Source organism: Microbulbifer echini (genome assembly GCF_041447225.1).
GTDB lineage: Bacteria > Pseudomonadota > Gammaproteobacteria > Pseudomonadales > Cellvibrionaceae > Microbulbifer > Microbulbifer echini.
On record NZ_JBGMEL010000005.1, the window covers coordinates 120,810 to 145,002 of the forward strand.

Consider the following 24,193-nt stretch of genomic DNA (forward strand, 5'->3'; position numbering starts at 1 on the left):
TTTTTTTAAATTGGTCTTATAAATACCCTACGCTTCTGAGCGTTGGGCCCCGCCTCAATCAAAGTATGGCGACCATGCCGGTTCACGGACATCGCCCCTCTGTGAGGGCAGGTTGTACTTCACCCCAGCATCTAGCGATACCGCAGCCAGAATGCCCTTGTCTCCGCGCTTGGTTGCGTACATCAGCATGGCCCCATTCGGCGCAATGCTGGGGGATTCGTCCAGGGTGGTCTCCGTGAGGACACGCATTCTGCCCGAATTAATATCCATCGTAGCGATGGTAAAAGTTCCCCGGTTGCGATGTACCATGACCAGCGTCTTCCCGTCAGGAGAAACACGCGGCCGCGCATTGTAGTCGCCATCGAAGGTTAAGCGGTCGACTTGACCAGTGGCAAGAGTCAATTGATAAATTTGTGGCTTCCCTCCCCTATCTGAGGTGAAAACCAGCGATTTACCATCCGGCATCCAGTTCGGCTCGGTATCAATAGAGAAGTGTCTGGTCATACGAGTGAACTTGCCGCTCGCTAAATCCAGGACATAGATCTCCGGGTTGCCGTCCTTGGAGAGCACCATAGCCAACTTGGTTCCATCGGGAGACCAGGTCGGTGAGCTGTTGATGCCCTTGAAGTTAGTCAGCTGCTTGCGCTCGCCGCTGCGCAGATTCTCGCGGAAAATCGCCGGGCGCCCGGTCTCAAAGGAAACGTAGGCCAGCTCCTGACCATTCGGCGACCACATAGGTGACATTACCGGCGCACTGAAGCGGCGCACCTGCTTAGCGCGCGCACCGTCGATATCCGAGCGCATCAACACATAGCTGGGTTTACCTGCGCGTTTTTCCTCTTGCACATACACCATCTCGGTGGAGAAGGCGCCGCGTATACCGGTGATGGACTGGAAGATTTCGTCGGCGGCGCGGTGGGCGATATCCCGCAGCTGGGTCTGGCCACCTCGCACCTGCTTGGTAAACATCTTGTGCTGGCCGAAAACATTGACCAGATCAAAGGTCAGCAGATAACCGGGGGCTTGGGGCTCAATACGACCAGTCACTATGTACTCGGTACCGAGGATACGCCAATCGCGGAAAACCACGTCTTCTGGGGTCTTGGGGAAGGACAGCATGTCCTCCTTAGGCACTGGCGAAAACAGGCCGCTGCGGCGCAAGTCCGCGGAGATAATCCCGGAAACATCTTCCGCTAGCACCCCACCACCAGACCAACTGAATGGAGATACAGCAATCGGCGTAGGGTCATCAATACCGCTGGTGATATCCACCACCAGTTGGGCACGTACCCCTAAACTCACCGAGGTAATTGCAATAATGACGACGGTCTTCAGTAAACTTTTGATCATTGGCGCAAATCTTCGACTATAAAGTTCAAAATGGTTGTGCGGACTTCCCGCTCGAATATCGTCGGCTCTTCCCTCGCCAGCTCGGCCACTTCGGGGAAGACTTCCACCCGGCGAATCGCGGTGAGTACCGAACGATCGAGTGCTGTGTTGCCACTGCCCTCGACGATATTAGTTGCCACCACCCGGCCAGTGGGGACAAAGTTAATTTTCACCTTGATGGTCATACCATTGCGGGCGCTGGGCGGACGACTCCAGACCGCTTCAATTTGCTGTCGAATCGCCTGGCCTACTGAGGCCATCGCCTGCTGCGCCTCATTGGCATCCAGCAAATCCTCTTCGTCTTCTAGTGCCTCGTCAAAGGAGCTCTGCCGCTCTTTCTCCAACTGCTCCTGAAGCTCTTTTTTCTTGCGTTCTTTCTCTTTTCGCTCGTTCTCGCGCTGCGCTTTCGCCTCCCGCGCCTTGCGCTCGGCCTCGACTTTGGCCTTGCGCTTTTTTTCGGCTTCGAGCTTTTTCTTGCGTTCCAGGGCGGCTCGACGCTTGCGCTCAACTTCCGCCTGGCGCTTTTGCTCGGCTTCGCGCTGGGCACGCTGTTGTACTTTATCCACCTTCTTGGGCAGTTTCTTTTGAGGAGTCGCAGCCTCAATGGTCACCAGTTTGGCCTGCACAAACTTCGGCATCGGTTTGCGCTCGGGCATGCTGCTGGCTTCCCAACCATAGGTAATAGCGGTGATCAGCGCTCCGTGCAACAGGAGGCTGACTACAATTGCCAGTGCGTAAAAGCCTTTATTCACCGGCGCCCTACCCCTGTGGAGGCTCTGTCACCAGGCCGACACTCGGTGCCCCCGCCTGCTGCAGTTCGGTCATGGCATTAACGATCAGGCCGTAGCGGGCCTCAGTATCGCCCCAGACCAGCACCGGGGTTTTCGGCTTCTGCCGCAATACCTTGGCCACCGTCTCCTTGATCTCAGCAAGGGACTTAGCCACCTGCTCATCGGTGCCCAGGTTCAGGTAATAAGTGCCGTCGGCACGCACCGAGATGATTAGCGGCTCCTCGTCGGTATCCTCCATCGGCGCCGAGGGCGCGTTTGGCAGGTCGACTTTGACCCCTTGCATCAATAATGGTGCCGTGACCATAAAGACAATTAGCAGCACCAGCATCACATCGATGTAGGGCACCACATTGATCTCGGAAACCAGCTTCTTTTTGTTTCCCTTGCGAAACACACTCATAGGGTTCGCCTACTCACTACTCAGCCGGAATGCACTTTGCGGTGCAAAATAGAGGAAAACTCCTCGGCGAAAGTCTCGTAACTGGATAGCAGCGACTCCGCCTTGGCCGAGTAGCGGTTGTAGGCCATCACCGCGGGAATTGCCGCGAACAGCCCCATCGCGGTAGCTACCAGCGCCTCACTAATACCGGGAGCCACCGTGGCGATCGTAGCCTGGTGCATGGTGGCGAGACCGCGGAAGGAATTCATAATGCCCCAGACCGTACCGAAGAGGCCTATATATGGACTCACAGAGCCAACCGTTGCCAGGAATGGCAGGTTCATTTCCACCTTTTCCTGCTCCCGCGACATAGCGACACGCATCGCGCGCTCGGTGCCCTCCATAACCGCTTCGGGGCCACTGCTACCCTGCTGACGCAGGCGGGTAAATTCGGTAAAGCCGGCGCGAAACAGGGATTCAACGCCATCGGTCTTACCTTTCTCGGCGCGCTCATTGCCCTCGCGGAACAGCTTATTGAGGTCCGCCCCGGACCAGAAACGGCGCTCGAAATTATTGAGGGAGCGCTTGGCCTGGGACAGGTAAAGCCCGCGCTGAATAATCATGACCCAGGAGACCACCGAGGCCAATAGCAGCAACAGCATAACCAGCTGTACCAGCAGGCTGGCGTTCTGGATTAGCCCCCAAAGAGAAAGTTGTTCACCGGCGTTCATCTTATTAAGTAACTGCCTTTAATGCTGAATGAATGGGTTCCGGCAGGGCACAGGGCCTGCGACTGTCGTCAGCGACGCAGGCCACTTTGACCACGCCTTCGCAAATTAGCTCATTGCCGCGCCAAATTTTTTGTTCAAAGGTCACCGCGGCCCGCCCCAGTTTGCCAACCACCGCAGTAGCGCGCAATGCGTCATCGAGCCAGGCGGAACGGCGGTACTGGACGTCGGCGGAATGCACCACCAGCAGTATCCCTTTCTGCGGCATCGCCGGCTTATCATACCCGAGGGAGCGCAACAGTTCTGTGCGCGCCCGCTCCATATACTTCAAATAATTCACGTAATACACGATGCCGGCTGCATCGGTATCCTCGATATAGACCCGCACAGGGATACCGAACTCTTCCCTCATCTATTCTCCCTCGTATCCACAGTTACACAGACCCGGCAGTGCCGGGCAAAAGGTTCTCAGCCAGTTCTATCCGGCTTGGCTAGGCCGAAGTGTTCGTAAGCGAGCCCAGTGGCCACCCGCCCGCGGGGCGTTCGGGCAATATAGCCCTGCTGGATGAGGTAGGGCTCCAGCACATCCTCCAGGGTGTCGCGCTCTTCGCTCACCGCGGCGGCGAGGCTATCTATCCCCACGGGACCGCCATCAAACTTCTCTATCATCGCCAGCAACATACGCCGATCGAGGGAATCAAACCCTTTTTCATCCACATTAAGCATATTCAGGGCGGCATCGGCGATAACCGGATCTACTGTGCCATCGCCTTTAACCTCCGCGTAATCACGCACACGGCGCAACAGACGATTGGCGATTCGGGGCGTACCACGGGCACGACGCGCCACTTGCAGAGCGCCGCCCTCATCCATTTCCACCCCCATCAAACCGGCTGAGCGGCACACGATACTGGTCAGGTCTTTTACGCTGTAGAACTCCAGGCGCTGCACAATGCCAAAGCGATCGCGCAGGGGGGAAGTCAGCAGCCCAGCCCTGGTTGTGGCACCGACCAAGGTAAAAGGCGGTAAGTCCAACTTGATCGAGCGCGCCGCCGGCCCTTCGCCGATCATGATATCCAGCTGGTAGTCCTCCATGGCCGGATACAGGACCTCCTCCACATGGGGGCTGAGGCGATGAATTTCATCGATAAACAGCACATCCCCCGGTTCCAGGTTGGTCATCAATGCAGCCAGATCACCGGCCTTCTCCAGCACAGGCCCCGAGGTGGTCTTAATCGCCACCCCCATCTCCGCGGCAATAATATTTGCCAGAGTGGTTTTGCCCAAGCCTGGTGGGCCGAATACCAGGGTATGGTCCAGGGCCTCTTTGCGCAGTTTGGCGGCCTGGATAAAGATTTCCATCTGCTCGCGCACCACCGGCTGGCCCACATAATCAGCCAGACTTTTGGGGCGCACGGCGCGGTCGTACTGCTCTTCCTGCCCAGAGGGCCCGGCGGGTTCTGGGGCCACCAAACGATCGGCTTCAATCATCACAACTACTCCAGGGCACTCGATTTAGGCGGGTGCCATGCCTTTCAGGGCCAGGCGAATCAGGGTTGCACTATCGGCATCAGCCTGCTCCTTGCCGGCGCGGGCCACCATTTTACTGGCCTCGGTAGGCTTATAGCCCAGAGCCACCAAGGCGCTCTCCGCCTCACCGGTATGGTCCACCTTGGGTACCGCGGCCGCGGCCATCAGCGGGATATCGTTGACGTCGCCAAAATCCGGGGTCAACTTATCGCGCAACTCGACAATCAGACGCTCTGCGGTTTTCTTGCCGACACCGGGTACTTTTACCAGGGCCGCCACATTATCCTCGGCCACGCAACGCGCCAAAGCGGCGCCGTCGAGGCCGGATAAAATAGCTAGCGCCATTTTTGGCCCCACACCACTAACTTTGATCAAGGTGCGAAACAGTTTGCGGTCAGAGTCGCGAACAAAGCCATAGAGCTGCTGGGCGGTTTCGGAAACCGCCAGGTGCGTGTGCAGCTGCACAGGCTGGCCCAGGGCGGGCAACTCAAAAATCGTGGTCATGGGCGCGAGTACTTCGTAGCCTACCCCCTGCACATCTATCAGCAATAAAGGGGGCTGTACCGCAGCCAAAGTGCCACTCAGTCTTCCAATCATGTGTTGTTCCAGGTTTGTCTATCGCTGCCCGTGTGAGGGGCTAACTTTTTAAGCGTGCGCTATACGCTGAGGCGGCCACGGCGGAAGCGACTGCGCGCACCGCCCGCGGTAAAGACCAGGGTCTGCTCCGTGTGCATATGGCACAGCGCCACAGCGAGGGCATCGGCAGCATCCTCCTGAGGTGTGCCCGGCAGAGACAGCAAGGTCTTGACCATATGCTGTACCTGTAGTTTGTCGGCAGCGCCGCTGCCCACCACCGCCTGTTTGACCTTGCGGGCCTCGTACTCAGCTACAGCGAGGCCACTATTGGCCCCGGCCACAATGGCCGCACCGCGCGCCTGTCCCAACTTCAAGGCGGAGCCCGCACTCTTCGACATAAATACGTTTTCAATTGCCATCTGCGCCGGCTGGTATTGCTGGGCAATCTGGCTTACCGCATCGAAAATCAATTTCAGGCGCTCCGGTAGGGGCCCCTCGGGGATACGAATCACACCACTGGCCACATAGCGCGCTTTACCCCGCTCTACATCAATAATTCCATAGCCCGTCTTGCGCGAGCCGGGGTCAATCCCCAGGATGCGGGTCAAGTGGCAACTCTCCAAATATCTGTATGTTTATATAGTGGCGGGAGTGTCCCAAGGTGGAAGCAGGGCGTCAAGGGAGAGGGTAAGCAGGATGCTCAAAGATTGCTGGCCGACAGTTTAATTAAAGCTATCCGTCTTCCCCTCCGTCACGGCCCTCGCCTTGTTAGCAGAGAAGCTTTTCGCGGCCAGTGCTCTGGCCCCCAGGCGATAAACCTCTTCGCATCCGGTTACCTCGCCAAACTCCGCCCTCACTGTCATACCTTCCAAGAAGGTCAAAATAACTTCTGTCTTAGCCTCTACCCCCGGCTCACCCGGCTCGAAAATTGAGTGCAGCAGCGACTTCAGCCAAGCCTTATGCACCATCGCCTGTTGTACCAGGATTTCATCGTGCCCCCGAAATTCAGCCAGGGCATGCATGAACATACAGCCTTTGAAGTCGGCGGCCCTAAACCAGGAAAAATGCCAATCCAGTATTGCCTCCAGCCGTTTATCCGGGTTTGCTGCTGCCGATATCACAGCGGTTAACTCCGCCTCTAAACATTGGTGCCGCCGGATCAGTACCGCCTCAATTAACTTATTTTTCGAGCCAAAATGTCGATACATCGATGTCTTGGAAACTTTCGCCTTATCCCGGATCAGGTCGACCCCCACGGCGGTGTAGCCAAGCGTATTAAATAGTGCTTCCGCCGTATCCAGAATCTGTTCTTTCTTATTCATCACGAATTTTTCTCAGCGAGCCTCTATAGCGATAGGAGATTGTGCCCATGTGTACAGATCTGTATCATAGCACCAAGCAGTATGTACAGATTTGTACACACTGCTTGGTGCGACTACTCATAAATACGCCTGGCGACCCGAAGGAAGTGACCGATGAAGAAGTTACGTGGCGGCGGTGCACTGCCACCCAAACCAAAACTTATCCAAATGATAAGAGGCTTTATCGGCGGTTTTACCAGTATTTTATTACTTGGCGCTTTGGGCCATCTCACCGGGACCCCCTGGCTGATGGCACCCTTCGGTGCGACATGTGTACTCTTATTTGCCGCCCCGGCCTCACCTCTGGCACAACCGCGCAATGTCATTGCTGGTCACCTCATCACTTCAACGGTGGGTCTGGTTGCGCTCTACGGCTTCGGTGATTCAATCCTGGTGATGTCACTGGCAGTCGGTGTATCCATCATGCAAATGCAGTACTTCCGCGCGGTACATCCACCCGCCGGAGCCAACCCATTAGTCATCATTCTTGCCGGCCAGGATGTTGTGGGGTTCGACTACCTGCTGGCACCGGTGCTGATCGGAAGTATCGCGTTAGTTGCGGTCGCCTCATTGATCAACAACTGTGGTGAAGAAACTAAATGGCCCGTGTACTGGCACGGTTTCAGCCGCCGGAAAGCGAAATAAGAATGGCGAAATTGGTTTTGATCTCTGTGCGCCATGACTGGATGAAATTATCAGATGGCTGACCACCGGGGGAAACCGGGCAGGATAATTCCTGCCCGCAAACAAACAGACCTCAGCCCAGCTCTTCCATAACCTCGGCGGGAATATCCGCATTGGTGAAGACATTTTGCACATCATCGAGATCTTCCAGCATCTCGACCAGGGCCAGGACTTTTTCCGCGCCCTCTCTATCCAATGGGATAGTGGTCGAGGGGATCATGGCAATTTCAGCATTATCCGGGGTGAAACCGGCTGCAACCAGGGCATCTTTCACCGTGAGGTAGTCTTGGAACTCGGTGGTAACCTCAACGCTGCCGTCGTCATTGGACTCGATATCTTCAGCACCCGCCTCCAGGGCCGCTTCCATCAATGCCTCTTCGTCTACACCCACTTCGTAGAACATCTGACCTTTGCGCGTAAACAGATAGCTCACGGAACCATCGGTACCCAGATTGCCACCGCGCTTGGAAAAAGCATGGCGCACTTCGGCTACCGTGCGGTTGCGATTGTCTGTGAGGCACTCCACCAGTACCGCCACACCACCGACACCGTACCCCTCGTAAACCACCGCCTCATAGCTGTCTCCATCGGCATTACCTGCCCCGCGGGCGATGGCCTTATCAATGGTGTCACGCTTCATGTTCGCGCCCAGAGCCTTGTCGATAGTGGTGCGCAGCGTCGGGTTATCGTCCGGGTTGGCCCCCCCCTTGGCGGCCACGGTCAACTCGCGAATAATTTTGGTGAAAATCTTGCCCCGCTTGGCATCCTGAGCCGCTTTGCGGTGCTTGATATTGGCCCATTTACTATGTCCGGCCATAGTCCGTCTCTCTTCAGTCAGTGCGAGGGATGGGCCCGTTAGCGAAGCGAATTGCCCATCTCCACGATTTGATGGGCTCGCTTCGCTCGACCCATCGGGGAAAAGTCAGCTGATTTTTTCTTCTTTTTGGCGCAGACGAATACTCAGCTCACGCAACTGCTTGGCGTCCACTGCGCCCGGTGCATCGGTCATCACACAGGCGGCACTCTGGGTTTTGGGGAAGGCGATAACATCGCGAATCGAATCGCTGCCGGTCATCAGCATCACCAAACGGTCCAGGCCGAAGGCCAGGCCGCCGTGGGGCGGAGCGCCGTATTTGAGGGCGTCCAGAAGGAAGCCAAATTTCTCCCGCTGCTCCTCTTCAGAGATGCCGAGGATACGGAAAACCGCCTGCTGCATAACCTGGTCGTGAATACGCACAGAACCACCGCCCAATTCGGTACCGTTCAGCACCATATCGTAAGCGCGGGACAGGGCTTCGAGTGGGTTTTGCTCCAGCGCCTCCGGGCTGCAGGATGGCGCGGTGAATGGGTGGTGCAGCGCGGTGAGGCTGCCGTCATCATTTTCCTCAAACATGGGGAAGGCCACCACCCACAGCGGTGCCCACTCACTGGTGTACAGGTTGAGATCTTCGCCCAGCTTGCAGCGCAGGGCGCCCAGGGCCTCGGAGACTACCTTGGCCGTATCCGCACCGAAGAAAATAATATCGCCAGTCTCCGCCTCCAGGCGATCGAGGATGGCCGCGCGGGTTTCGATGGGCAGGAACTTCACGATGGGCGACTGCAGACCATTCTCCAGGTCGGAGCGGTCGTTGACCTTCACATAGGCCAGGCCCTTGGCCCCATAGATACCGACAAACTTGCCATAATCGTCGATCTGCTTGCGGGTCAGCTTGCTGCATCCCCCGGTAACCTTGATCGCAGCCACGCGGCCCTTGGGATCATTGGCAGGACCGGAGAACACCTTGAAGTCCACCTCGGCCATCAGGTCTTTAATTTCTACCATTTCCAGAGGAATACGCAGGTCCGGCTTGTCGGAACCGTAACGCAACATGGCCTGGTAGTGGGTCATGCGCGGGAACTCACCCAGTTCAATTCCCTTCAACTCCTTGAACAACTTGCGCACCATGCCCTCAGTGATCGCCATAATCTCTTCCTCGTCGAGGAAAGAGGTTTCAATATCGATCTGGGTAAATTCCGGCTGGCGGTCGGCGCGTAGGTCTTCATCGCGGAAGCACTTGGCAATCTGGTAATAGCGGTCGAAACCGGACACCATCAGCAACTGTTTAAACAGCTGTGGGGACTGCGGCAGGGCGAAGAATTTGCCTTCGTGGGTACGGCTCGGCACCAGATAATCGCGCGCACCTTCCGGGGTGGCGCGCGTCAGAATTGGGGTCTCGATATCGAGAAAGCCGTGCTCATCCAAATAATTGCGGATCGCCGTGGTGAGCTTGGAACGGAAATACAGGTTGTTCTGCATTTCGTTACGGCGCAGATCAAGATAGCGATACTTAAGGCGCACATCCTCACCCACTGCCGTATGCTCGTCCAATTGGAAGGGCACTGTTTCAGCGGTATTGAGAATTTCCAACTCGGTGCCGTAGACCTCAACTTCACCGGTCACCATATTCGGATTGAGGGCCTCCGGGGCTCGGGCGCGTACACGGCCAGTCACCTTGAGTACATATTCGCTGCGCACGCGATCGGCCATCTCAAAATGCTCGGCGGCATCCGGATCGAAGACCACCTGCACGATACCCTCGCGGTCACGCAGGTCAATGAAGATCACTCCGCCGTGATCGCGGCGGCGATCGACCCAGCCACAGAGGGTTACTACACGGTCTATATCCGCGGAACGAAGGACGCCACAGTAGTCGCTGCGCATGGATGAAAATTCCCGTTATCGATAGGTAAAAAGGTTAAATAGAGAGTACACCGCACAAGCGGCTCCGCACAGCGGATTCAGGCCGTCTTCGCCGCCGCCTTTGCCGGCTGGCCACTCTTGGCCTTGACACCATTCGCGGCATCGCCGGCCAGATTTTTCTTACTGCCGGTTTTGAAGTCTGTTTCGTACCAGCCGCCTCCCTTAAGGCGGAACCCCACTGCAGAAATCTTCTTGTGCAACTCGGCCTCATCACAAGCCGGGCAGTCTTTAAGGGGATCATCGCTCATGCGCTGCAGGGCCTCCATCTCGTGGCCGCAGGCATTGCACTGGTATTCATAGATCGGCATTACTCAGTACCTGATGCTGGAAAAAGGGGAACAGAGTATACATGAGCCCCCCAGATGGAAGAAGCAACCCCTCCCTTTTGACCTTTGTGGAAGGGGTTTGGGGTCTCAAATTAAGTAGGAAATAGGGAAAAAGCACTGTTTTTCTAGTATTTCCCCGTGCGACCAAACAAAAACTATATATACTTCCCCCCATCACCCGCTGAGGCGTCGTTTTGTGAATGCAGCGCAGCGGGAGACCGAACACACTTTTACCGGATACACACCGAACAACAAAGAAGGAAGTAAGCCATGGCTATCGCCAAAAAAGCTGCCAGCAAAACCGCTGCCGCCAAGAAGGCCCCAGCAAAGAAAGCCGCTCCAGTTAAGAAAGTAAAAGCAATCAAAGAGAAGTTCACCAAGACCCAGATGTTGAACCAGATTGCGGAAAGTACTGAACTGTCCCGCAAGCAGGTTCAATCTGTTCTGGACGAGCTGAGCGATATTATCGAAGGTCACATCAAGAAGCGCGCCGTCGGTGAGTTTTCCCTGCCGGGCCTGATGAAAATCACCACCGTGAAGAAGCCGGCCAAGAAAGCCCGCAAAGGTATCAACCCCTTCACCGGTGAAGAAACTGTATTCAAAGCCAAGCCGGCCAGCATTCAGGTGAAAGTTCGCCCACTGAAAAAGCTGAAGGAAATGGCGGAGTCCTAAGACTTCCCAGCCTTCATGCAAAAAACCCCGCACTCGCGGGGTTTTTTATTGGCCCTGAATACTCATCAACGCTTACCATCGCCCCACGCTGTCATCGCTCCTCTCCGGCTCCGGTAAACTGCGGCAAGCGGTTTTCCGAAGAAGGCAACCAAGTCTTACCCGGCGAAGTTATTCCGCAATATTTATTAGCCGGTGAATAGCGTAAAATATCCAGCTTACCGATAATTGAACCCAGTTTATTCCTATGCGCGCATCCCGTTATCTCATCGCCACCCAGAAAGAAACCCCTAACGACGCGGTAGTAATCAGCCATCAGCTGATGCTGCGCGCGGGTATGATCCGCCGCCTCTCCTCCGGCCTCTACACCTGGCTGCCCACCGGTCTGCGTGTACTGCGCAAGGTGGAGCGTATTGTGCGTGAAGAGATGGACTGCGCCGGCTCCCTGGAAATGTTGATGCCGGTAGTGCAGCCTGCTGAACTGTGGGAAGAGTCCGGTCGCTGGCAGCAGTACGGCCCCGAATTACTGCGTATTAGTGATCGCCACAATAACGATTTCTGCCTGGGCCCCACTCACGAGGAGGTCATCACTGACCTGATCCGCAATGAAATCAAAAGCTACAAACAGCTGCCGGCCAATTTTTACCAGGTGCAGACCAAATTCCGCGATGAAATCCGCCCGCGTTTCGGGGTGATGCGCGCGCGCGAATTCACGATGAAAGACGCCTACTCCTTCCATGTGGACGCAGACTCCCTACAGGAAACCTACGACATCATGCACGGCGCCTACTGCCGTATTTTTGAGCGTATCGGCCTGGATTATCGCCCGGTACTAGCGGACACCGGTTCTATCGGTGGTTCCAGTTCCCACGAGTTCCACGTGCTCGCGCAAAGTGGCGAAGACGATATCGCTTTTTCCAGCAAATCCCGCTACGCCGCCAACGTAGAACTGGCCGAGGCGGTGGCCCCGACCGGCGAGCGCGCCGCACCCAGCCAGGAAATGCAGGAGGTCCACACACCAAACCAGAAAACCATCGCTGCAGTGAGTGAATTCCTGCAGAGCGATCCCGCCCACTCAGTAAAAACCCTGATTGTGCTGGGTGAATGTGAAGAGGGTGAAAGCGCACCACTGGTGGCACTGGTACTGCGTGGCGACCACGAGCTGAATGAACTGAAAGCGGAAAAGCTCAGCGGTATTGCCAGCCCGCTGCAATTCGCCCCGGAGCAACGTATCGCCGAAGCGCTGGGTTGCCATATCGGGTCTCTAGGCCCGGTGGGTATGAAGGTCGAAACGATTGTGGATAGATCTGCAGCACACCTGGCAGACTTTATCTGCGGTGCCAACCGCGACGACTACCACTACACCGGCGTCAACTGGGGTCGCGATGTGGCACTCAGCCGCATAGAAGACCTGCGCAATGTAGTCGCCGGCGATATCAGCCCGGATGGCCAGGGCACCCTGGAAATCAAACGCGGTATCGAAGTTGGCCATATTTTCCAGCTGGGTGAAAAGTACAGCCGCGCCATGAATGCGACGGTACTCGACGAGAACGGCAAAGAGCAGGTCATACCTATGGGCTGTTACGGCATCGGCGTATCGCGCATTGTCGCCGCCGCTATCGAACAAAATTACGACGACTCCGGCATTATCTGGCCCGACGCCATTGCACCTTTCCAGCTCGCCATTGTGCCCATCAACATGCACAAGAGCGATTTGGTTCGCGAAAAATGCGAACACCTGTACGAATCCCTACGCGCTAAAGGTGTCGATGTACTGCTGATGGATGAGCCCAAAGCCCGCCTCGGTGCCATGCTCGCGGATGTCGAGCTGATCGGTATCCCCCACCGTATCGTGATCGGCGACCGCGGACTGGAAAAAGGCGTGGTGGAATATAAAGGACGCGCCGATGCCGAGAGCCAGGAGTTCGCCGTCTCCCAACTGGAAGACGTATTGCTGGAGAAGTTTGGCCATAATTAACCCGCCCAGCCGGCAGATGAGTTTTCCTCTGCCGGCTTCTCGCCCGTGAAATACCGGCATAGAGAGCAAATTTGCGGATATTTCACTCGCTGGCGCCGGTCCACCAGCGGCAGCAGCACACTTGCACTCCCTCGCCGCCCCAACTTCTTAGTGAATTTTGCGTAAAAGGTCCATAAAAGGCGCTACCCAATCGCCCTAGATCTCGTAAAATTCCCGGCATGATAAGAAAAGCCATTACCACACTGGGGTTCGGTCTGATTTGCTGCAGCGCCATCGCCCAGAACAGCGCAAAAGAAGTGGATCCTGAGCTGCGCCTCGCCCTGCGTGAAGCCATTACTCAGGCGGATAGTTTTGCCGATCGCTTCGATGCGGAAGTGTGGTTGATGTCCAAGTCCCAGCCGCTATCCCGCTATATCAAAGACCCCAAAAGACGCATGCACGTACTCAAGGCGGTGCACCGCGAAGCGATCCGAGCGGAGCTGCGCCCGGAAATTGTCCTGGCGGTAATCCAGATCGAGAGTGCCTTCAACCCCTACGCGGTATCCCGTGTGGGCGCCCAGGGAATGATGCAAGTGATGCCATTTTGGAAAAAAGAAATCGGCCGTCCCGATGACAACCTAATTGATATGGATACCAACCTGCGCTACGGCTGTACCATCCTCAAACACTACATCAAAAAGGCCAAGGGAAACCTCGCCAACGCGCTCGCCTACTACAACGGCAGCTACGGTCGCCACACTTATAGCAGCAAAGTCCTCGATGCCTGGGCCAGCCGCTGGAGATAGGCCATGACTTCCGGCTATTTGTTTTTTTCCGGCGGTGCCTGCGCACTGCTATTACTGGCCGCCACCAAAGTTTCCGTGCATCACCGGCAACTCGCTGCCGGGCGCTGGCTGATATTGGTGCTGCTTGGTGTTATTTGTTATCTGCTACTGCCCACGCTGCCGCCGTTTAGCGGCCTTGGCGGATTACTCCTTCACCTGCCGATCATCCTGGTACCCGCCGCTTTCTGGCTGTTTACCCACCTGCTCTGTCGCGAGGAGGAACCGTTCCCCCCCTGGGGCTGGCTTCCCATCGGTCTCTCTATTGTCTTTAGCCTCGCCGCGAACCACGCACCAATCCCCCTGGGCAACAAAACAGAAGCAGCCTTTTTTAACTTGTCCCAATTTACCCGCCTGGGCCTGATCGGCCTGGGAATGTTCACTCTATTGGGTCAGTTTCACTCGGACTTGGTTGAAGAACGCCGCCGTTTGCGCGCCATTCTGCTAATTGCGGTGGGCACCTATATGTTGATTGTGATCGGCGCCGAGTCCCTATTTGCCTACAGGCCAGTTCCCGATGGTGTGCCAACCTTGCATGCACTACTCGCCAGCCTACTGTCCCTGGCTGCCTGTCTGTGGTTGCTGGCGCTCTCCCCCAGCGCGATAGGGGAATCCCTGTCACAACCTCTGGCAGAGGTTCCCTTAATAGAGGAAGTGCTACCTCCGCCCCCCCTGCCAAGCCTGGATGAACCGCAACAGGCGCAACTACTAAAGCTTCAGGAGCATATGGAAAATGGCGGCTACCGATACACAGGGCTGACCATACGGGAACTGGCTGACCAGCTGGGCACCCGCGAACACTTACTGCGTACTCTGATCAACCGCCACCTGGGATATCGCAATTTCAACGAATACTTGAATCACTTCCGAATTGACGAGGCCAGTGCCCGCCTGGCGGATCCAGGCCAGGCACACCTGCCAGTACTCTCGATCGCCCTGGATATCGGTTATCGATCCCTCAGCCCCTTCAATGCCGCCTTTAAGCGCCGCCACAACCAGACGCCCACGGAGTACCGCCGCGACAAGCTGCCCGCCTGAATGCAGAACCATTCGGAATTCGTCAGCATTTTTTCATTTTCCGCAAGCCACCCGCAGGAAACCTCCCCAGACTGAAGCCATCACGACAAGTGCTACCTGTGCAGCCAGAACCTCTGGGTGGCCGGGGACGCCGACCGCTCCACTAAGGCTGCGGCAAAGACTATGGATGGTGAGACTATGGATTTCCTCGCAGATGTGGCTCACTACGGAGCCATCCACTTCAAACTGACCCTATTTCGCTATGTGCTGGCGGCCTCGGTTATGAGTATCTGCGCGGGCTGGCTGTTTCGCGCCTGGATGAACCGGCGCCGTATTCAGAAACGCCGAGCAAGCTGGGGGGATATTCGAAGGGAGGTCAGCTACTCCATGCTCACCGTCTGCATTTTCACCCTGTTTGGTATCACCATTAACCTGTTGCAGGATATGGGTATCGCTAAACTCTACTGGAACTGGAGTGACTACCCTTTGTGGTGGGGCATTCTGAGCCTGCCGGTGGTACTTCTTCTCCATGATGCCTATTTCTACTGGACCCACCGGGCCATGCATCATCCGAAGGTGTTTAAGCACTTCCACCGCCTGCACCATATATCGCGAACCCCCACTCCCTGGACAGCCTACAGCTTTTCCGTGGGAGAAATTTTTATCAACGGTCTCTTCTCACCACTTATTGCACTAACCATCCCTCTGCACCCAAGTATCTGGCTCAGCTTTCTATTTATCATGATTTTCCGCAACGCCATGCTGCATACCGGGCGCGAGTTCCACCCGCGTGGCTGGGTCGATGGCGCACTGGATAATATGACCACCACAACCCACCACGATCTGCACCACCAGCGCTTTCAGGGCAATTACGGCTTTTACTTCACCTGGTGGGACCGATTAATGGGCACGGAATTTAAGGATTACAAAGAGGTATTCCGCCAGGCTGTGGATGGCAAATTACACGGGGAACAGCAGCCGCAGGAGGGGACGCTAGCCGGAGCGACTGCCGATTCCGAGCCGGGAAAGATAACCGCTTAATCAAGAGGCTCCTCGCCTGAAGGCCTCTCATCGCGAAAGAACAGGGCTAGTGTCCGTGCTGCAGGGGCAGCCAGCGGGATTCTCGATAGCAATAGAGCCCCCAAAGTACCATGACCACTTCCAGGGCAAAAAACAGTAGGTTGCGCTCATCAAAACTACTACTGGCAAACATGCCGAAAAGGCGACCGGCGGCAAAACCAATATACGCAATGGATAAAGAAGCATAGGCGGCGCGACGATGGGGCCGCATGGCTAGCGCCACCAGTAGAATGACCGCGATGGCCAACATAAAGCCCGCATAAGTTGCCAGGAACTCGGGTACTGCAGTGGGAGCCGTAAAGGTAAACCCAATAGCCGCGGCAAAGGCCTCTGGATTAAATAAAGCTCCAAGGCCAATAGACGCAAACACCAATAGATTGAGAGTCAGGTAGACCCGTCCTAAATATTTCAACTGCCACTCCCCTGCACTGGCGGTAATTACCAGCCCCTGGCGAGCAGTTTCCCCAACCGCTATCGCCGCACAGAAGCCTGACTAAAGTATATATGAGGTTGCAACCGCCACTCTTCTAATTAGATCACTAACCTTGCATCAATTGTCAGGAAATAGAGGATTGCTCTCTTCGTATTGATACCGCGCAAGCAGGCTGTTCAACTCAACAGTGAACTGAGCCAGTTTGGCCTTGCACAAAACGCAACCGATACCAATGGCAGTATCAGCCAGAACAGCCCACACAACATTTGGCGAGCGATGCCAAGCCTCAAACTTAACACGCTTGTACAAGAACACGGGGTATACCGCAATGCAATTGTCATATTCAAAGCGCAGATTGAGCACCTTTTCGCAATCTTTACACTATTGAAAGACTCCGGCATAAAGCGCGCAGCTTTAAAGCCATGCGATCGGGTATTGAGTAACGGACAGGGAATCTCGAGATGGGGCCGACAGGGCCAATGAAACCGCTGCCACACAGAGACCGCTACCGCATAGGCGGCTTGAAGCAGCAGCGGGCAGAGAAACAAGCTCACTGCCCACTGCCCACTGCCCACTGCCCACTGGAGCTTCTAATCCTGGAATAAAAGCGCCAGGGGGTAGCCGGTAAAAGGCTTGGTTTTTTCGATAACCAAATGCGAAGTCATACGGGAGATAGCCGCCTCCTCATTCGCCAGCAGCTGCTCGGAGACTTTATTGAAGTCCGCCGCATCCGGACAGATAAAGCGCAACATGTAATCAAATTCACCGGACATCTTTACACAGGAAACGATCTGCGGGATATCGCTGATAATCCGGCGGAAGTTCTCGCTGGTGCGCGCATCCTGACGTTTCAGGGCCACATTCACATAGAACTCTGCATGTCGCACCTTATCCAGGTTGATCTCGGCGAGGAACTCACGGATATAGCGCTCGCTGGTGAGGCGTTTCACCCTGGCCAGGCAAGCACTCTCCGACAGTCCAATTTGTTCACTCAAATTCAGGTTGCTAATACGGGCGTTGGTTTGCAGAGCCTGCAAAATACGCAAATTATGCCGGTCAATTTTCACGGAGCTGATTTCTTTTGAATCTGAAAGGGGGCAAGGATAGCGGTATTCGCCTGAGGCTGAAACATTACAGCCTCAGGCAATAACAAAGCCAGTACCTCAGCAAGGGAGGACTGTGCACTGGTGACCGCCGCTTGGGTTAACTAGCCTGGCGATTTGCACAGGTAACAAAGCGCTCAATCCGATCCAAAGCGCGTGATAACTCGGCCTCATCCGCCGCGAGGGTCAGGCGTACGTGATTCACCGCGCTCTCACCAAAGGGGGTTCCCGGCAGTACCGATACCCGCTCGGCCTCGAGCAGGGCCTCGGCAAACACCTGCCCAGAGCTGGCCACCTCGGACACATTCACCATCACGAACATACCGGCTTCCGGACTGTAACAGCTGAGCCCTGGAATTCTGCCAATACGCTCCACAATCAGATTGCGGCGACGCTCATAGGCTTCGCGCATCTGCTTGACGAAGTAGGAATCGAACTCTAAAGCAAAAGCCGCCGCTTCCTGAATAAACTGCGGACAACCAAAGATAGTAGCGCCGGCAAACGCCACCAGGCGGTCCACTAAGGGCCCGCGCGCCACGGCCCAGCCAAGGCGCCAACCGCTCATGGCGTGGGACTTGGAGAGGCCATCAATCACCACAATATTGTCCAGCGACTCGGCTGCGGTGCGCAGGGAGGTATGGCGGCGGGCAAAAGTGATCATGGAGTACATCTCATCGCACACTAGCCAGATATTGCGCTCACGGCAAAAAGCCGCCAGCTCACGCAGCTGCTCCGGGCTGGCCATAGCACCGGTAGGGTTAACCGGAGTGTTGATCATTACCACCCGGGTCTCATCACTTACTGCAGCCTTAATTGACTCTATGTCGAAAGCAAAATCCCGCTCCGCCGGGCAGGCCACCCGCTTTACTGAAAGCCTGAGGCTATCGCAAATGGGAACATAACCGATATACATCGGCTCGGGGATCACAATCTCCTCACCAGGGTTCAGCAGGCATGAAAGCACCCCGTAAATCGCATTGGTACCGCCGGGAAACACGACAACATCATCGGGATTGCAAGGGTGTGGTGACACCCTACTCTCTATATCGGCAATGGCACGGCGCAACACCGGCTCACCGGCAGCGGGTGAGTAGTGGGTGCGCCCCACGCCCAAACGCGCGCGGGCAAAGTCCAGTATTGGCTCGGGGGTATCGAAGTTCGGGTCTCCCACACAGAGGAAAATGACATCCTCTCCCTTGCTGGCAAGATGGTGGGCCCGGTCGCTGACGGCCCATACATTGGAATCCTCACAGTTCAGGGCCTCGCTCTGCAGGCTGAATCGGGGAGTAAAATCTGTCACGTTTTTCACTATTTATCTGCCATTTATGTCCGCTAAGGTAGCAACCATCAAAGTAATCTATGGCGCTATATCGGCGTATATTTCGCATTACCCAGAAGATTCCAAAGGGATTACCGCAGAAAATTCTGTGGACATTTGCCTTCAGTGAGTCTTCCTGTAGAGGGTCAAGAAAGGCGTGAGGAGGAACCTCATAAGGGTTTCGAAGGGATTTCGAAAGCGGCAAATCAAAACTCGCCTCTTCGTTACTAGAGCATGACTATTAAGTCAGTCTATTTTTGGAGACTCTGCCATCCAATAGGCCTATAAAGAGACATGCTAGGAGAGCGCCAACGCTATAGCCCCGATAACTTAAAACAACCACCTAAGGCTTTAGCCCAAGCATTAAGAGACTAATAAAAAAAAGCTTAACAAACATGAAAAAATACTTGGCCATTCTCCCCCTGCTTATGTCAAGCCTCAGCTTCTCAACAACTTTTTCAGCAGAGCAAAAAAGACTCTGATTGATACCGTTGAGCGTGAGATTTCCAGACAATATATACTCCAGGAAAACATTCCCGCAATACGTAAAAGCTTACAGAAAGCCTCACAATTCGAGGCCGTGGAGCAGGCAGAAACCCCCGAACTGGCTGCCAAAGTACTTTCAAAAGTACACGAGAAACATTTTGGTGTGCGGTGGTCTGCCCCAAATGCCTCTCACAACCAACCAAAACACGAAAACTGGTTCACCAAACTGACCCGAAAAAATTCTGGATTTACCCGTATTGAAACCCTTGAAGGTAATGTTGGCTATATTAATTTTTGGGGTTTCGATCAGGTTAATGATGCATCAAGAAAACGCGTTGAAGCCGCTATGGCTCTAATTGAAAACACTAATGCCAGCATTTTCGACCTAAGCAGTAATGGTGGCGGTGATGGTAATATGGGTCGCCTGATGAGTAGCTATCTCTTTGAGGAGCCAACCCATTTAAACAGCATTTACTGGAAAGCTACAGACAGCACTACTGAATTCTGGACTTTCGAAAAAATCAATGGCAAAAGAATGGCCGACACTCCAGTATGTATTTTAACCAGCGAAGATACCTTCTCCGCTGCTGAATCGTTTGCCTATTACTTAAAACATCTCAAGCGAGCCACCATTATTGGTGAAACAACCAAAGGAGGCGCGAACACCTGGCAACTTTTCCAGTTAGACAACACATTCGGAGTGGTAATTCCAATTGCCAAGGCAATAAACCCTATAACCAAAAGTCACTGGGAAGGCACAGGGGTTCAATCCGATATAAAAAGTCGCAGGGAGTCGCGTTTAATAAGACTTATCGATTATCACTTCAACAAATACAATTATCTGCGGTCAATACTCAAAAAATCAAGGAAGTCAAAGAGTAATTAAAACTGCTGGAGCCCAACTAAGCTTCATAACGATGAAAGTTAATTCAATAAAAGAAAATTCAGCATCTCAGATGCATGTCAGTCGTAGTCACCGAAGAAAGGCATACAAGGACGTCTTTAAGACCCATCTTATAGCGAAGGCATTCTTAATTTTTCAGATGAATAGTGGAGTGAATAAGTGAAGGATCCTAAACAGATAAAACATATCGGTATTGTTGGCTGCTCTGCCGAGGGAGCAGCCCTTTGCTACAAAACGATTTGTACAGAGAGTGGCAAGTATCTCGGTGAACATGCCCATCCCGAGATATCCATGCACACCCACTCCCTCGCTCGCTATGTGGAATATTTGGATTCCAGTGATTTTCAAGGTATTAGCGACTTAATGCTCTCATCCGCGGATAAGCTCAAATCCCAGGGCGCCGATTTTTTGATCTGTCCAGACAACACTATCCACCAGGCATACGAATATGTCGTAGAAAGATCACCCCTGCCATGGCTACATATTTCCGATGGTGTAATTGCTGCAGCAATCTCTAAGGGTTACAAAAAGCTGGGATTACTTGGTACCCACTGGCTGGTAGAGAGTGATGTCTATCCGGCAAAACTTTCAGACGCACACCTCAGCTGGTTGCGCCCACCACAGGAAACCATTACCAGGATTGGTTACCTGATTATGAATGAGCTCGTCAATGGCATTTATAGAGTGGAGAGTGTGAAATATTTTCAGGATACAATAAGAAGTTTGAAAGAAGCAGGGTGCGATGCTGTAATTCTTGGCTGTACAGAGATACCACTCATTATCAACGATAGCAATTCAGCACTCCCAACGCTAAACTCCACCCACCTATTAGCTCAAGCGGCGATATTTAAAGCAATATCCACGCTTAAATAATTCGCCTACAAGATGAACAAGTGTACCAAATCTTATTATTAAAGAGAGTTTCGAGCAGTGACCACTTATCTGTCGGCCATAGCAGCCCTTTTCCTATCACTAACCTCGTTCACTGCCATAGCCAATATCTATAAGTGGACAGATAAAAATGGCCAGGTACATTTTAGCGATCAGAAAATAGACAGTGTTCAACAGGAAGTCATAAAGCCCAAAAGCCATACGTCCTATTGGTCACGCCATGACATTTCTGTAGAGGCTGTCGACACCAATCTCAGCAAACAAGAGCTAAATAAGATTGTTGAAGATGTAAATCTTGTTTATGAATTTTATGATCGTGTTCTATTTTTTGATTTCTACAAGACAGTACCAGTAAAAGTTCTCGTTCTCAAAGATAAAAAAGCCTACTACGAACATTTAAGGGAAAGAATGGGGAAAGAGCCATCAAGCTCATATGGAGTTTATTTTCCTCAAGATAACCAGATCATAGTTTACATGCAAAAAGAAAGGGCAAGGACCTTTCGCACCATCAAGCATGAAGTTAGCCACGCGATCACTGATACGGTAACCCCCTACTCACCATCCTGGCTCAATGAAGGATTGGCCGAGCAGATGGAAACTCTCTCAAGGTCAGGTGAACAGCTGCGTATCACCCGCCATATGGAAAATTACAGGTGGATTAACCCTCCCGAGTACAGGGAGCAACTTATGGATATAGCCACCTTCCTGAGCCTGCCCAGCAAAAACTGGAGGCACCAATTGAGAAGTGGTAAAGCAAGATTACAGCCACAAACCGGTCAATTTCTATACTTTCTGCTTTCAGCACCGACAGGCAAAAGCTTTGTCATTCGGCTAATACATAAATTCGAACGTGGAGATCGCACCCTATCCTATTACCATGTAGACAAGGACTATATCGGCGGAATAAAAAGCCTTGAGATCAACTGGAGAAACTGGCTAAGTGGAGAAACCGAAAAACATATCAATTTTTAAAGTCTACATATAAAAATTCTTATTACGAACTCAATTTACCCGGTATTTAGAGGCACCCACCATCGAACTGTTTCCTAAAGGGATACCAATAATTTTATAACTTTCAGCGACGAGGATAATTCTTCCTGAAAAATCCACGAGTAAAATTCGAAAAATGCAATAATTCAACAGCTCAGATCGAAAAGCTTTCCCCTTAGAAAATTTCGATCTGGCATCATGTTTTTAGAAAGCTGATTAACATCAGCTCACTTGAGACTCCTGACTAGGAGCGGAAGATAAATAGCTTACAGTCCGCTGACCTTCTTCGTTATTAGTAAGTATTTCTCTTGTTGTGAAAATATAGATAAAAGTAAGAAAATGGAAATTCGAGAATATAGAGACAGCGATTGGAAAGATGTTTGGGAGATACTCAAATCGGTATTCCAGGCAGGAGATACTTTCCCCAATAGCCCAGAAACCAACGAACAGGAGGCTTGGGATTATTGGATTAAAAAACCAAAATATACATTTGTTGCTATTACTGATAAAAAGGTAGTTGGCAGCTACCACCTTAAGGATAATCAATCCGGCTTAGGCTCTCATGTCGGAAACGCAGGCTATGTTGTAAGCCCGACACATAGAGGTTTTGGTATAGGTCATAGCCTTGCTCAGCACTCTATAGACTTTGCGGTTGAGGCTGGCTACTTAGCGTTACAGTTCAATTTGGTTGTAGCCACAAACAAAGCTTCAATAGCACTTTGGAAGAAATTGGGCTTCCAAAAAATAGGCACATTACCCAAGGCATTCAATCATAAGAAAATAGGATTTGTAGATGCTTATGTTATGTTCAAGCCGCTAATTTAACACATGAATGAACACTACAACACTCACCATAACCTATGGCGCTCAATTTCATGCAAATATCAACTATTGAATACTGGATATCCCAAGGAGCAATAAGAACAATGGCGGTTTACATTTTCGAACACATCACAAATCATACGATTTTGAAATCACAAGCAATGAAAACCGCAGTTGCTTCACCCATAGATACCATTTGCGGCCTCAGATCACACACCGGCAATGACTAATGGCCATACTTAATAATTCACTAAGCACAGTAAAGCTGTGATCCATTGACTTCGCAACGAAACCAAGCGTTGGCAAGCCAAACATTTAATCGACAGCTGCGTATTCACCCTCTGTATTTTTCATTACACCATCAGTTTTTTGTAAATAACTTCGTCGAACCAAAAACCCTTCGACACACTCGATAGAGGAGCTTTCTACTTTTACAAAAAACAACCACTTTAGAATCAACTTTACGATAGATTAAAAGTCACCTGCATTAACTGACGCGCAGCAGCATATAACTTAAAACCATATAACGTAATAGCTTTCCCGCGGTCACCAAAATCAAAAACCACAACAAACGAATCCTTAAGACCCCTGCCATTACTGTTAATGGATCACCCACTAACGGCATCCAGGAAAAACATAATGATAATACCCCATACTTTGTAAAACGCCGCTCTGCCTGTACAAATTCACTTTCAGACATTCTCAGCCACTTTTTTATGACACTCAAGCTAGCCCAATACCCCAAAGCATAGTTAACCAGTGAACCTGCTACGTTACCAATGGTGGCAACTATCACTAATGTGGCTGGCGACAAGCCATTTAATAGTAAAGTGGTTAATACAACCTCTGAACTTAAAGGTAGAATCGTTGCCGCCAAGAACGCAGAAATAAAAAGACCAACTATCCCCCACTCGACAAAACTATCCATTAAAGAAACTTCCCCCAGCTAAGAATAGTCCTGTCAACCGTACTCATTAACACTAACACCTTATTAAAATTACACATATCAGGGGAATCATAGACCTCTTGTAACTCTTACTAAGCCTTAGAAAAACTTACATTGACTCAGCGGCCTAATGTCAAACCATCAAAAGAAAGCCAAGCTTTTCGTAGACTACCTAGCCCTAAAGCCATCTAGCTTACTGGCACACTCTTTGCAGGCACAGGGTAGAGTAAT

The 24,193-nt window shown here is 52.8% G+C and carries 27 protein-coding genes; 10 read left to right on the forward strand and 17 right to left on the reverse strand.

Features of this window, described 5'->3' with window-relative positions:
* Window positions 1-54: 54 nt before the first annotated feature.
* From tolB to ACCI51_RS06810, 9 genes are all read right to left on the reverse strand, one after another.
* The gene (gene tolB / locus ACCI51_RS06770) at window positions 55-1,350 is read right to left on the reverse strand and encodes a Tol-Pal system beta propeller repeat protein TolB (RefSeq protein WP_371843059.1); all 1,296 of its coding nucleotides are present in this window, start codon (window positions 1,348-1,350) and stop codon (window positions 55-57) included.
* Window positions 1,347-2,141, reverse strand: coding sequence for a cell envelope integrity protein TolA (gene tolA / locus ACCI51_RS06775; protein WP_371843060.1), 795 nt, complete (start codon window positions 2,139-2,141; stop codon window positions 1,347-1,349). Before tolA ends, tolB begins: the two co-directional genes overlap by 4 nt.
* Before the next feature lie 7 nt (window positions 2,142-2,148).
* Complete coding sequence (gene tolR, locus ACCI51_RS06780; protein ID WP_371843062.1) at window positions 2,149-2,580, reverse strand: protein TolR; 432 nt, start codon at window positions 2,578-2,580, stop codon at window positions 2,149-2,151.
* Window positions 2,581-2,600: 20 nt separating this feature from the next.
* Complete coding sequence (tolQ, locus tag ACCI51_RS06785) at window positions 2,601-3,290, reverse strand: protein TolQ (RefSeq protein ID WP_299580018.1); 690 nt, start codon at window positions 3,288-3,290, stop codon at window positions 2,601-2,603.
* Window positions 3,291-3,294: 4 nt separating this feature from the next.
* On the reverse strand, window positions 3,295-3,699 hold the full coding sequence (gene ybgC, locus ACCI51_RS06790) for a tol-pal system-associated acyl-CoA thioesterase (RefSeq protein WP_299580021.1): 405 nt from the start codon (window positions 3,697-3,699) through the stop codon (window positions 3,295-3,297).
* Window positions 3,700-3,755: 56 nt separating this feature from the next.
* On the reverse strand, window positions 3,756-4,778 hold the full coding sequence (gene ruvB, locus ACCI51_RS06795) for a Holliday junction branch migration DNA helicase RuvB (protein ID WP_299580024.1): 1,023 nt from the start codon (window positions 4,776-4,778) through the stop codon (window positions 3,756-3,758).
* A gap of 24 nt (window positions 4,779-4,802) precedes the next feature.
* Entirely contained in the window at window positions 4,803-5,414 is a 612-nt protein-coding gene (ruvA, locus tag ACCI51_RS06800; RefSeq protein ID WP_299580027.1) for a Holliday junction branch migration protein RuvA, read from the reverse strand.
* A gap of 59 nt (window positions 5,415-5,473) precedes the next feature.
* Entirely contained in the window at window positions 5,474-6,001 is a 528-nt protein-coding gene (gene ruvC / locus ACCI51_RS06805; RefSeq protein WP_299580030.1) for a crossover junction endodeoxyribonuclease RuvC, read from the reverse strand.
* A 114-nt stretch (window positions 6,002-6,115) separates the two neighbouring features.
* Window positions 6,116-6,715: a TetR/AcrR family transcriptional regulator gene (locus tag ACCI51_RS06810; RefSeq protein WP_299580032.1), complete on the reverse strand. Its 600-nt coding sequence runs from the start codon at window positions 6,713-6,715 to the stop codon at window positions 6,116-6,118.
* A 153-nt stretch (window positions 6,716-6,868) separates the two neighbouring features.
* On the opposite strand from ACCI51_RS06810, the gene ACCI51_RS06815 reads away from it, so the two are divergent.
* Entirely contained in the window at window positions 6,869-7,399 is a 531-nt protein-coding gene (locus ACCI51_RS06815) for an HPP family protein (protein WP_371843063.1), read from the forward strand.
* A gap of 112 nt (window positions 7,400-7,511) precedes the next feature.
* Here the strand turns inward: ACCI51_RS06815 and ACCI51_RS06820 are convergent, their stop codons facing one another.
* The 3 genes from ACCI51_RS06820 to ACCI51_RS06830 all read right to left on the reverse strand — a co-directional run bounded on the left by ACCI51_RS06820 (window position 7,512) and on the right by ACCI51_RS06830 (window position 10,486).
* Complete coding sequence (locus ACCI51_RS06820) at window positions 7,512-8,255, reverse strand: YebC/PmpR family DNA-binding transcriptional regulator (RefSeq protein WP_371843064.1); 744 nt, start codon at window positions 8,253-8,255, stop codon at window positions 7,512-7,514.
* 105 nt (window positions 8,256-8,360) lie between these two features.
* Entirely contained in the window at window positions 8,361-10,139 is a 1,779-nt protein-coding gene (aspS, locus tag ACCI51_RS06825; RefSeq protein ID WP_299580040.1) for an aspartate--tRNA ligase, read from the reverse strand.
* A gap of 77 nt (window positions 10,140-10,216) precedes the next feature.
* Window positions 10,217-10,486 (reverse strand): FmdB family zinc ribbon protein, encoded by a 270-nt coding sequence (locus ACCI51_RS06830; RefSeq protein ID WP_371843065.1) that lies wholly within the window; start codon window positions 10,484-10,486, stop codon window positions 10,217-10,219.
* Between the two features lie 288 nt (window positions 10,487-10,774).
* On the opposite strand from ACCI51_RS06830, the gene ACCI51_RS06835 reads away from it, so the two are divergent.
* The 5 genes from ACCI51_RS06835 (at window position 10,775) to ACCI51_RS06855 (ending at window position 16,030) form a co-directional block, all read left to right on the forward strand.
* Window positions 10,775-11,176 (forward strand): HU family DNA-binding protein, encoded by a 402-nt coding sequence (locus ACCI51_RS06835; RefSeq protein WP_299580046.1) that lies wholly within the window; start codon window positions 10,775-10,777, stop codon window positions 11,174-11,176.
* A 244-nt stretch (window positions 11,177-11,420) separates the two neighbouring features.
* Window positions 11,421-13,151, forward strand: a complete 1,731-nt coding sequence (locus ACCI51_RS06840; RefSeq protein WP_371843067.1) for a proline--tRNA ligase — start codon at window positions 11,421-11,423, stop codon at window positions 13,149-13,151.
* Between the two features lie 218 nt (window positions 13,152-13,369).
* A complete protein-coding gene (locus tag ACCI51_RS06845) occupies window positions 13,370-13,936 on the forward strand; it encodes a lytic transglycosylase domain-containing protein (protein WP_371843068.1) in 567 nt (188 codons plus the stop codon).
* Between the two features lie 3 nt (window positions 13,937-13,939).
* Window positions 13,940-15,010 (forward strand): helix-turn-helix transcriptional regulator, encoded by a 1,071-nt coding sequence (locus ACCI51_RS06850; RefSeq protein ID WP_371843069.1) that lies wholly within the window; start codon window positions 13,940-13,942, stop codon window positions 15,008-15,010.
* Between the two features lie 117 nt (window positions 15,011-15,127).
* Window positions 15,128-16,030, forward strand: a complete 903-nt coding sequence (locus ACCI51_RS06855; RefSeq protein ID WP_371843070.1) for a sterol desaturase family protein — start codon at window positions 15,128-15,130, stop codon at window positions 16,028-16,030.
* A 46-nt stretch (window positions 16,031-16,076) separates the two neighbouring features.
* Here ACCI51_RS06855 and ACCI51_RS06860 read toward each other — a convergent pair whose 3' ends face one another.
* The 4 genes from ACCI51_RS06860 to ACCI51_RS06875 form a co-directional block, all read right to left on the reverse strand.
* Complete coding sequence (locus ACCI51_RS06860; RefSeq protein ID WP_299580062.1) at window positions 16,077-16,481, reverse strand: DUF4345 family protein; 405 nt, start codon at window positions 16,479-16,481, stop codon at window positions 16,077-16,079.
* Window positions 16,482-16,619: 138 nt separating this feature from the next.
* Window positions 16,620-16,865 (reverse strand): hypothetical protein, encoded by a 246-nt coding sequence (locus tag ACCI51_RS06865; RefSeq protein ID WP_371843071.1) that lies wholly within the window; start codon window positions 16,863-16,865, stop codon window positions 16,620-16,622.
* Between the two features lie 227 nt (window positions 16,866-17,092).
* Window positions 17,093-17,569, reverse strand: a complete 477-nt coding sequence (locus tag ACCI51_RS06870; RefSeq protein ID WP_299580065.1) for an Lrp/AsnC family transcriptional regulator — start codon at window positions 17,567-17,569, stop codon at window positions 17,093-17,095.
* A 136-nt stretch (window positions 17,570-17,705) separates the two neighbouring features.
* Window positions 17,706-18,914, reverse strand: coding sequence for a pyridoxal phosphate-dependent aminotransferase (locus ACCI51_RS06875; protein WP_371843072.1), 1,209 nt, complete (start codon window positions 18,912-18,914; stop codon window positions 17,706-17,708).
* Between the two features lie 589 nt (window positions 18,915-19,503).
* Here ACCI51_RS06875 and ACCI51_RS06880 point away from each other — a divergent pair.
* From ACCI51_RS06880 to ACCI51_RS06895, 4 genes are all read left to right on the forward strand, one after another.
* On the forward strand, window positions 19,504-20,295 hold the full coding sequence (locus tag ACCI51_RS06880; protein WP_371843073.1) for a S41 family peptidase: 792 nt from the start codon (window positions 19,504-19,506) through the stop codon (window positions 20,293-20,295).
* A 177-nt stretch (window positions 20,296-20,472) separates the two neighbouring features.
* Entirely contained in the window at window positions 20,473-21,186 is a 714-nt protein-coding gene (locus ACCI51_RS06885) for an aspartate/glutamate racemase family protein (protein WP_299580074.1), read from the forward strand.
* A 57-nt stretch (window positions 21,187-21,243) separates the two neighbouring features.
* Complete coding sequence (locus ACCI51_RS06890) at window positions 21,244-22,176, forward strand: DUF4124 domain-containing protein (protein WP_371843074.1); 933 nt, start codon at window positions 21,244-21,246, stop codon at window positions 22,174-22,176.
* A 357-nt stretch (window positions 22,177-22,533) separates the two neighbouring features.
* A complete protein-coding gene (locus ACCI51_RS06895) occupies window positions 22,534-23,019 on the forward strand; it encodes a GNAT family N-acetyltransferase (protein ID WP_299580080.1) in 486 nt (161 codons plus the stop codon).
* Window positions 23,020-23,503: 484 nt separating this feature from the next.
* Here the strand turns inward: ACCI51_RS06895 and ACCI51_RS06900 are convergent, their stop codons facing one another.
* Window positions 23,504-23,944 carry a YqaA family protein gene (locus ACCI51_RS06900; RefSeq protein ID WP_299580083.1) on the reverse strand — a complete coding sequence of 147 codons (441 nt, stop codon included), beginning with the start codon at window positions 23,942-23,944 and terminating at the stop codon, window positions 23,504-23,506.
* Between the last annotated feature and the right edge of the window lie 249 nt (window positions 23,945-24,193).